The following is a 9,947-nucleotide window of genomic DNA, read 5'->3' as shown; positions in this document are numbered from 1 at the left end:
GGGCCCACACCTGGCGCGCCGTGGCCGCCATGACCCGCGCCTTCGTGCAGGTGGAAACCCAGGCCTTCGACATGCTGGAGACGTGATGCCCATCCCCGCAGAAGACATCACCGGCCTGGTGCTGGCCGGCGGCCGCGGCAGCCGCATGGGCGGGGTGGACAAGGGCCTGCAGAACCACCTGGGCATGCCGCTGGCCCTGCACAGCCTGCTGCGCCTGCAAGGGCAGGTGGGCTCGGCCATGCTGAACGCCAACCGCAACCTGGGCGCCTACGAATCCATGGGCGTGCCCGTGTGGCCCGACAGCCAAGCCGACTTCGCCGGCCCCCTGGCCGGCATGCTGGTGGGCCTGGAGCACTGCGAAACCCCCTGGCTGGTGACCGTGCCCTGCGACACCCCGAACTTCCCCAACGATCTGGTGGAACGCCTGGCCGCTGCCGCGCAAGCCGAAGACGCCGAGATCGCCATGGCCGCCACCCGGGAGCCCGACGAACAGGGCCAGACAGTGGTGCAGGTGCAGCCCGTGTTCTGCCTGCTCAAGTCCAGCCTGCTGGAGAGCATGCAAGCTTTCTTGGACAGCGGCCAGCGCAAGATCGACCGCTGGACCGCGCAGCACCGCTGCGCCACCGTCGTGTTCGACGACAGCGCGGAATTCTTCAATGCGAATACGATGGAGGAGTTGAGGAAGTTGGGGTGAGGCGGCTCAGCAGAAAGAATCCAGCGTTGCGTCCGCCGGCACGGGTACAACAATGAACAACACAGGCGTCAGAGACAACTACACCCGGGGCACCGTCGCAGAGTTCTTAGTCGACAAGATCCGCGATGGCTCACACCTTTCAGTGGTCTCGGCCTACTTCACGATCTATGCCTACGACGCGCTCAAGGAAAGCCTCGACCGCGTAGCCCATCTGGACTTTCTCTTCGGCGAGCCCTCATACGTAAATCGTCTAGACCCCAGCAAGACCGAGAAGAAGAATTTCGTCATCGATACAGACGGGCTGCGCGTCGCCAACCGGCTGGGCCAGAAGCGCGTAGCGAGGGAATGTGCCGAGTGGATAGAGAAGAAGGTCGACATCAGGACGATCAGGCAGTCGAACCTACTGCACGGCAAGATGTATCACATCGCGACGGCCGGGGTTGAAGAGGCGATCCTGGGCAGTTCGAACTTCACCGTTCGGGGGCTTGGCCTGAGCGGCGCCAACAGCAACATCGAACTGAACCTCATCGTTGACAGTAGTCGGGATCGTCAAGAGCTCAAGCAGTGGTTCTCTGAAGTCTGGAACGATCGGCGATTGGTGAAAGACGTGAAGCAAGACGTGCTGCGCGATCTTCAGAAGCTCTATGCAAACCAGTCGCCGCAGTTCATCTACTACCTCACACTGTTCCATCTCTTTCGGCAATACCTCGATGGAACACGCGACGTTGACGACAGCCTGCGGCGTGTTGCGCTGCCCGACACGAACGTCTGGCAAAAGCTGTACTCGTTTCAGAAGGATGGCGCCAAAGCGGCTATCAACAAGATCCTCGACTTCAACGGCTGCATCCTTGCCGACAGCGTGGGGTTGGGCAAGACGTTCACTGCTTTGGCCGTGATCAAGTACTTCGAGCTGCGTAACGAGCGCGTGCTTGTACTGTGCCCGAAGAAGCTGAGCCGCAACTGGACGATCTACCGCAACCCCAGCTCGCTCAATCCGTTCTCGGAAGACAAGTTCCGGTACGACGTTCTTCACCATACAGACCTCTCTCGGGACTCAGGCAACGTCAACGGCCTTGAGTTGGACTGTCTCAACTGGGGCGCTTACGACCTGGTTGTCATCGACGAATCACACAACTTCCGTAACAACAAACTCGCGGCCCAACGTCCAGGGGACACGACCGAGCGAATGAGCCGCTACCAGCGGCTGATGCAAGACATCGTGTCTGCTGGCGTACGGACGAAGGTCTTGTTGCTGTCAGCGACGCCAGTGAACAACCAGTTGGCCGATCTGCGCAACCAGATTTCCTTCATTGCCGGTGGTGACGTAGCGCGCAGCGCGGTTGCCGACGCGGCGTTCGCCGAGAAGCTGGGCATCCAATCGGTCAAGGAAACGTCGCAGCAGGCGCAGACGCACTTCACCAATTGGGCGAAGAGACCGCCTGAGCAGCGAAAGACCAGTGACCTCATCTCCGCGATCGGCGGCGACTTCTTCAAGCTCTTGGACGGACTGAGCATTGCGCGATCGCGCAGGCAGATCGCGTCGTACTACGCGAAGGAGATGAAGGCCCTTGGAGGCTTCCCTCGCCGCCCTGCACCGAAAGCGGTGCACGCAGTCATTGACTTGCAGGAGAGGTTTCTGTCTTTCGAACAACTTGACAAGGAGATCACCGCGCTGAGTTTGGCCCTCTACCACCCGACCAGCAAACTAAGGGACGACCTACCGGCGGACGTACGCGCCGCGTATCAGAACAAGATCCTCGGCGGATTCACCCAAGAAGGTCGCGAACGCATCCTCATCGCAATGATGAAGATCAACTTCCTCAAGCGGCTGGAGAGTTCAGTGGACTCCTTCAGGCTGACTCTGCAGAGGACCATTGCGAAGATAGATGTGCTGGAGAACCGCATATCGGCCTTCGAGAAGCACCTCGACGACAACCCGCACCTCGACTACGACGCGCTGACGCCAGACCAAATCGAAGACCCGGATTTCGATCCAGAAGACTTCACCATCGGTGGCCGCCGCCGAATCCACCTCGCCCATATCAAACTTCCGGAATGGCTAAAGGCCGTTCGGAACGACCGGACTCAACTGCAGTTTTTGTTGGAGAAGACCCAGTCAGTCACGCCCAAGCGGGACGGAAAGCTCGCCGAGCTGAAGGGTTTCATTCAGAACAAAGTTCTTCACCCAACCATCGATCACGACGGCAAGAGCAAGAAGAAGGTGCTCGTGTTCACTGCCTTCGCCGACACAGCTCGCTACTTGTACGCCAACCTAGATCAGTGGGCGCAACAAGATCTGAAGATTCACACGGGTCTGGTTTGTGGGGACGGCGGTAATGCCGCTTCACTGGGGCGCACGGATTATGACGACATCCTTACGAACTTCTCGCCAGTGGCGAAGCGCCGAGCCGAACAGTCGTCCCGCTTCCCGGACCAAGCGGCGGAGATTGACCTGCTCATCGCGACGGACTGCATTAGCGAGGGCCAGAACCTCCAGGACTGCGACCTTCTCATCAACTACGACATCCATTGGAATCCGGTCCGCATCATTCAGCGTTTCGGGCGTATCGATCGCATCGGCTCTCGCAACGATGCTGTGCAGCTTGTCAACTTCTGGCCGGTAGCTGACCTGGATCACTACCTCGGGATCAAGCTTCGCGTCGAAGCGCGCATGGCGCTGGTGGACCTTGCCGCCACGCAAACGGACAATCTCCTCGATCCAAGCCAACTTGAAGACCTCATCAAGGACGATCTGCTCTTCCGCGATCGCCAGCTCAAACGACTGAAGGATGAGGTCCTCGACCTCGAGGATCTGGACGACTCTGTGTCGCTCACCGACTTCTCGCTGGATGAGTTCCGGCTTGATCTTCTGCGCTATCTGGAGGCAAACCGCGTAGAGCTAGAAGAAGCAGGGGAGGGCCTGTACGCGGTTGTGCCCCCCAAGACAGACTTGTTTACCGCTGGGCGCCCGGGCGCCATCTTCTGTCTTCGCCAGCGCGCAGCTATAGGGGCACGCCCCGCTTCATCGGGGCAACATGTCGACGCGAGCAAGCTCAATCCGCTCGCTCCCTACTACCTTGTCTACGTGCACGACGACGGCACCGTCCGTTTCAGTTTCGCTCAGCCCAAAGAGGCCATCCTCTTGCTCCGAGACCTGGCAGCGGGGGAAGCGGCAGCCTTCGAGAAGCTGTGTGATGTCTTCGATGAGCGCACGCAAGGTGGCGCAGACATGAGCCATCACGACGGCTTGCTGCAAAAAGTTCTAGCTTCGATTGAGAGGACCTTCCAGCGACGAGCCGCTACCTCGCTGTTCTCGGAACGTGGCGCCGTACTGCCCAAGAACAGTGAGGCGCCAACGTCCAGCGGCGACGACTTCGATCTCGTTACCTGGCTCGTCATCGCCGACGCCGAAGAGAACCATGACCACTGAAATCGATTCTCGCGAGACAGTTCTTGCAGCGCTTGCCACTTTCTCGCAGCAGCCGCTTCGCCTAGCCGCCACCCAGCTTCTTGGTTCCCTTGGCTACAGCTCTGACCGAACGTTGAACCTGGGCAGTTCCAACCCACAGACCTTTCTTGAGTTGGTGCGCTCACAAGCCAGTGGCAGCGAGTTCAGTGAAGCAAAGGCACTGTTTGCCGACTGGAAGTCGGCCGATCTATTGTTTCAACTCACCGATGAGGAATTGTCCCGCCACGCCAGTTTGTTCCAAGACACGACCGTCCACCCCGGTCTCCTGAGGTCATATGTCTTCTTCGCCATCGAACTCAACGGCGGCAACTACACGCGCAGCAAGCTCACGGGCATTGCGCGACAGATCAACCGCGTCTTTCCTATGCCCGTCATGGTGCTCATCAAGCACCTTGTGGACAAAGAACCGGTGCTATCCATCACGGTCATCAATCGGCGCCAACACAAGCGTGAGACTTCCAAAGACGTCCTTGGCAAGGTCACGATCATTCGCGATATTAGGCTCACCCAACCCCATCGGGGGCACCTCGACATCCTTTCCTCGTTTGCCTTTCCCAACCTCGTCCATCCCCAGCGCATTCCGATCGACAGCTTCGACAACCTTCACGCCGCCTGGGAGGAGATCTTCAACGTCGAACTGCTGAACAAGCGTTTCTATCGCGAACTGGCGAACTGGTACTTCTGGGCGCTGCCGCAGGTCGACTTCCCGTCCGATACTGAGAAAGATGACGGGAGGCGCCGGGCCACCTCACTCATCCGCCTGCTCACGCGGCTCATCTTCTGCTGGTTTTTGAAGGAAAAGGGCCTTGTCCCCGAGAAGCTTTTCGTTGAGGCGGAACTGAAGCGTATCCTGAACGATCAGTCGCCCGATGCATCGACGTTTCACCAAGCAATCTTGCAGAACCTGTTCTTTGCCACGCTCAACCAGCGCATGGGCAAAGACAAAAGCGGGCAGCCCTATCGCGGCTTCGCACGCGACGAGGGGTTTCAGAAGAACCGCGCCACCTATGGCGTGGATACCCTGTACCGCTACGAGGAGCACTTCCGCGATCCGGTCGCCGCGCTCGACCTCTTTGCTGAGGTTCCGTTTCTAAACGGTGGCTTGTTTGAGTGTCTCGATCGTATCGAGGACAGCACTGGAAAGAAGCTCTACGTTGACGGTTTCTCGCGAAACAAGAAGAAGCGCCCAACGGTTCCAAATCGCTTGTTTTTCGCCAAAGAGCAGACAGTGGATCTCTCTGACGCTTACGGTGAACCAAAGCGGAAGAACGAGAAGGTCCGCGGCTTGCTGCGCATCCTTCATTCGTACAAGTTCACCATCGTCGAGAACACACCGATTGATCAAGAGATCGCCCTTGACCCGGAACTATTAGGCAAGGTATTCGAGAACCTCCTCGCCTCGTACAACGAGGAAACCAAGAGCACTGCGCGCAAACAAACTGGATCTTTCTACACCCCGCGCCCCATCGTGGAGTACATGGTGGATGCGGCGCTATCTGCCCACCTCACAGCGGCGCTGACCAAAGCGGGCATGGGCGAAGAGGACGCTCGAACCGGCCTAGACATCCTCTTCGCATACACAGAGCGCCAACATTCGTTCCTCGAGCGCGAGATAACCGCACTACTCGACGCGATCCATACGTGCAAAATTCTCGATCCAGCATGTGGCTCCGGTGCGTTCCCGATGGGCATGTTGCAGAAGCTCGTCTACATCATCCACAAACTGGACCCGGATAACGCCCGCTGGCAGCAGATTCAGATCGATGCGGCCACGAAGATCCCTGATGCCTTCGCCCGCGAGGCAGCTATTGCGGCCATCGAGCGCGACTTCGCTGACAACGAAGATGACTATGGCCGCAAACTCTACTTGATCGAGAACTGTCTGTACGGGGTGGATGTCCAACCCATCGCCATCCAGATCTCCAAGCTTCGTTTCTTCATCTCTCTGGTCTGCGATCAGCGCACCAACCGCAGCAAGAAGGACAACTTCGGCATCCGCCCTCTACCAAACCTCGAAACGAAGTTTGTTGCCGCCGACGCCCTGATCGGCTTGCCCGAAATGGAACAGTTGGCACTGGTGCCCCAGCGCGTCTACGAGATCGAGGCCGAGATCGAGTTGCTGTACCACAGCCACTTCGCCATTCAGCGCCGCGACCACAAGCTCGCTGTCCAGCGCAGGCTCAAGGGCCTCCGAGACGAACTCGGGAGGCTCCTTGCAGAGAGTCTGATGGCCCCCAAGAAGGCGCGGCACGTCGCTGACTGGAATCCTTTCGATCCACAAGCTAGTTCCGACTTCTTCGACCCCCACTGGATGTTCGGGAAGTCTCTGGCGGGCGGGTTCGATATTGTTTTCGGGAATCCGCCATACCAATCCGCAATTGAGCACAAGAAGTTTAGAGGAGGTGATTACCGAGACACTCTACGACAACGCTATCGCACAGCTACCGGCACTTGGGATCTTTATGTGCCCTTCTTTGAAGCCGGAATTCGGTTTCTGAAGCAGAACGGAATTCTCGCCTATATCTCACCGAACAAATTCCTTTCAGCTACATACGGCGCAGGATTGCGCCAGTTTATTCTGGACGATAGCCGCATACGGACATTGACGGATGTCAGCCACTTGCCAGTCTTCGAATCAGCAAGTGTTTATCCCGTTATCACGATTCTTGAACGTTGTCGCCCGACAGAGTCCTATGAAATTCAACTACATCTTCCAAGTACCAGAAACTCCGAGTTCAGTGCAGACGAGTACCTTATTACTCCGCAGTCTTCAGATGCATTGACGCTTCTCCCAGAAAATCTTTGGGGATTTCTACTTTCACCCTCCCTGAAGATTCTGGAATCCCTTTTGGCTGGCTGTCAAACGCTTGACGATGTAGCCCATGTCAGGGCAACAACGACGGCAGCTGAGGCAGAGGAACTTGGAGCCACGCTTCGCTCGGCTCCAAGCTCGGGTTGGAAAACCTTAAACACCGGTACTATTGATCCGTTCTGCAATATGTGGCACCAGGAGCCGATACGCCATCAGCGTGAAACGGTGTCGCATCCGATTCTGCCTGATGGTCCGAAAGTCTCCGTTAATCGACGCAACCTTTACTCTTCGCCAAAGATATTGATTGCTAAGATGGCAATTCGATTCGAGGGATTTGTTGATCGACACGGTGAATACGCTGCGCTCAACTGCAACTGTGCGTCAAATCCATCAAACGGATGGACCCTGGATTCGTTAGCAGTTGTCCTTCACTCGAGTGTTGTTGCATTTGCCTATAAGCAGTACTTCGACGGGCTCAGAATGAGTGGTGGGTACCTTCCGTTTCAGGCACCCCAACTCAAAGTGATTCCGATTCCCGTTATCCAGAAGCATGACTCAAAGATTTTGGATACGCTAGGTCAACTCCGTTCATTTGCCGCGGATTCACAGGTCGCGGTTGCAGAGCGTACATTTCTGGCTGACCTATCGGATGCTTGTGTGATGGAGTGCTACTTTCGCGAGCACATGGCGGAGCGGGACTTGCTTTTCCTCGGCGATCTTTCTACTTACCTATCTACCTACGACGCCAGCGCGGCCGTGTCCCAACAGCGTGTGTTCATCACCGAGCTTTGTCGCACTCTGAACGCAGCGTCATCGAACATCCGAAATCGCCTAATTCGCATTACTGCAGATAGTCCCGAACTGCTCGCAGTCGTGAAAAACGAGGGCGCGCTATGAAGTCCCGACTCCACCGTATCGATATTCACAATTTCAAGGCGTTCAGGGAATTCACGCTAGACCTCGAAGGCCGCCACCTCCTCGTCTATGGCCCAAACGGTTCTGGAAAGTCCTCCCTTTACTGGGCGCTCTACACCTTCCTTCAAAGCGCGCGCAAGCCCACTCCTGGCGTCGCCAAGTACTTCGATCCAGCTGACCCGCAGAATCTTCTCAACATTCATGAACAGGGCGTACTCAATCCGCACCCTGGAGAAATCTCCCTCACTCTACGTAATGCCGCCACAAATAATGACTCGACGTATCAGATAAGCCTGACGACTCACGGAACCCGCAATCAGCCCGTCATCCTTAAGGGCGATCTCGCCAGCGACTTCATTACCTACCGATTCTTCTTCGGCTTCTCCCACTTCCGCAACTCTCAGAAGTTTAATCTATGGCCTCTTTTCGAAACTGAAATCTTGCCATTCTGCGTAAGTACCCGCGGCCAGGTGCCGTTGGACTGTTGGCTGAAAGTACGAAACGCGAATCCGAACCCTCATGCGCACAGAGGGGCGGCAGGTACGGATGCCTACGACACGTTTCACATGAACGTAGCTGCGTTCGCCGCAATCCTCCCCGGCATCGTGGATTCCATAAGCACGCAGGCGCAGCAGTTCTACGACGAACAATTCGCGGCAGGGGACCCAGCGAAGGTGACGCTGAGGCTGGCGGTCACCACTGCCCCATCATCATCTGGCAGCAACAAGAAAGATTTCCAGTTCACGATCCCCGTCATTGAGTTCGGCATTCAAGTGGGCGGCATGACGGTGAACCGCCCGCAAGCGTTTCTGAATGAAGCCAAGCTGACCCAACTGGCTCTTTCCGTCCGCTTCGCTGCCTCCTTGGTCAATCTGCATGAGGCTGACCTAAAGCTGTTGGTTCTGGACGACCTCCTCGTGAGCCTCGACATGAGCAATCGGATGAAGGTCGTTGAAATTCTGCTTTCCGAGACGTTCGCCAGCTACCAAAAGATCATCCTCACCCACGAACTGGGCTTCTTTCGCGAGTTCCGGCGCAAGCTCGGGGCAGGCCATCCGGAATGGTGCTTTTTGGGGCTTCATGGTTCTGCGGCGGCCAACATCCAGGCCAAGAACGAGAAGACTGATGTGCAAAAGGCCGAGGACTATCTTCATGGCAATGACTTGGATGAGGCCGCGCTCTGTCTTCGCAAAGCGTGCGAGGACACCGCCAAGCGGTTCATTGACCATATTGAAGTCATTCCCACCAAGGACTTCGTTGGACTGGCCGAAGCATTGCGGGCCGCACGCAACAAGGTGCTCGCCGAGCTACCGGTGCAGCTCTACGAGAGAGTGCTACGCAACACACCCGAAGCACATCGCGACCTGCTGATTCCTTCGGGCAACGACGACATTGAGACCAACGCCGCACTGGACAACGCAACCAAGGGCCGACTCAAGACAAACCGCGAGCGCCTTCGTCGGCTGGTCCAGGACGAACACGTCGAACGCCTCCGTCAAATCAAGCTCATCGACGACATCCTGGCTTGCACTGAGCGGGTCCTCAACCCCGCAGCACACTCCGGTACGCCACCTCTCTATGAGGAGGAGGTGCGGAACGCGCTTGCCTTGATCTTGCAACTCGAAGCCGCCCTAGCGACGTGATTGATAGCAATCTGGTCACATCACTGGTCAGCGTGAGGTGACGTATGAAAACATGGCCTGTTCGGGAAGCCAAGGCCCGGGTCAGCGAGCTGCTTGAAACGTGCTTGGCGCAGGGGCCCCAGATGTTGACCAAGAGAGGTGCTGAGGTTGCTGTACTCGTGCCCGTGGACGAGTGGCAGCGCCTGCAGGCGGCTGCTCGGCCATCGCTGAAGGAACTGCTTCTGGCCGATCAAGCGCGCGCTGAGTGGGTGCCGCCAAGCCGTGGCCATGCTCGCCGGCGCGCACCTGCGCCTGCAAAGTGAGCGGGGAGGTCTTGCTGGACACCAACGTCGTTTCCGTGTCCCCGAGGGCCACCCGAAACCTTGCCGACTTCAAAGCCTTCGGCGTTCCGCTGCTCAACCTGTTCAAGCCGTA

Annotated in this window: 5 protein-coding genes; all 5 read left to right on the top strand. The window is 57.4% G+C overall.

Features of this window, described 5'->3' with window-relative positions; genetic code table 11:
- Positions 1-85: 85 nt before the first annotated feature.
- From mobA to ACOVRJ_RS12260, 5 genes are read left to right on the top strand one after another with little or no spacing between them, the layout of a single operon-like run.
- Entirely contained in the window at positions 86-694 is a 609-nt protein-coding gene (mobA, locus tag ACOVRJ_RS12280; protein ID WP_422044132.1) for a molybdenum cofactor guanylyltransferase MobA, read from the top strand.
- 52 nt (positions 695-746) lie between these two features.
- A complete protein-coding gene (locus ACOVRJ_RS12275; protein ID WP_422044131.1) occupies positions 747-4,124 on the top strand; it encodes a helicase-related protein in 3,378 nt (1,125 codons plus the stop codon).
- A complete protein-coding gene (locus tag ACOVRJ_RS12270; RefSeq protein WP_422044130.1) occupies positions 4,114-7,872 on the top strand; it encodes an Eco57I restriction-modification methylase domain-containing protein in 3,759 nt (1,252 codons plus the stop codon). Before ACOVRJ_RS12275 ends, ACOVRJ_RS12270 begins: the two co-directional genes overlap by 11 nt.
- Positions 7,869-9,533, top strand: coding sequence for an AAA family ATPase (locus ACOVRJ_RS12265; RefSeq protein ID WP_422044129.1), 1,665 nt, complete (start codon positions 7,869-7,871; stop codon positions 9,531-9,533). The genes ACOVRJ_RS12270 and ACOVRJ_RS12265 overlap by 4 nt, the downstream gene beginning before the upstream one ends.
- 44 nt (positions 9,534-9,577) lie before the next feature.
- Positions 9,578-9,835 (top strand): type II toxin-antitoxin system Phd/YefM family antitoxin, encoded by a 258-nt coding sequence (locus tag ACOVRJ_RS12260; RefSeq protein ID WP_422044128.1) that lies wholly within the window; start codon positions 9,578-9,580, stop codon positions 9,833-9,835.
- Positions 9,836-9,947: the final 112 nt, after the last annotated feature.

This window comes from Roseateles sp. (assembly GCF_049240545.1).
Taxonomy (GTDB): domain Bacteria; phylum Pseudomonadota; class Gammaproteobacteria; order Burkholderiales; family Burkholderiaceae_C; genus Paucibacter_A.
Note: the sequence above shows the minus strand (reverse complement) of the source record. Positions and strands in the feature narration are given on the sequence as shown.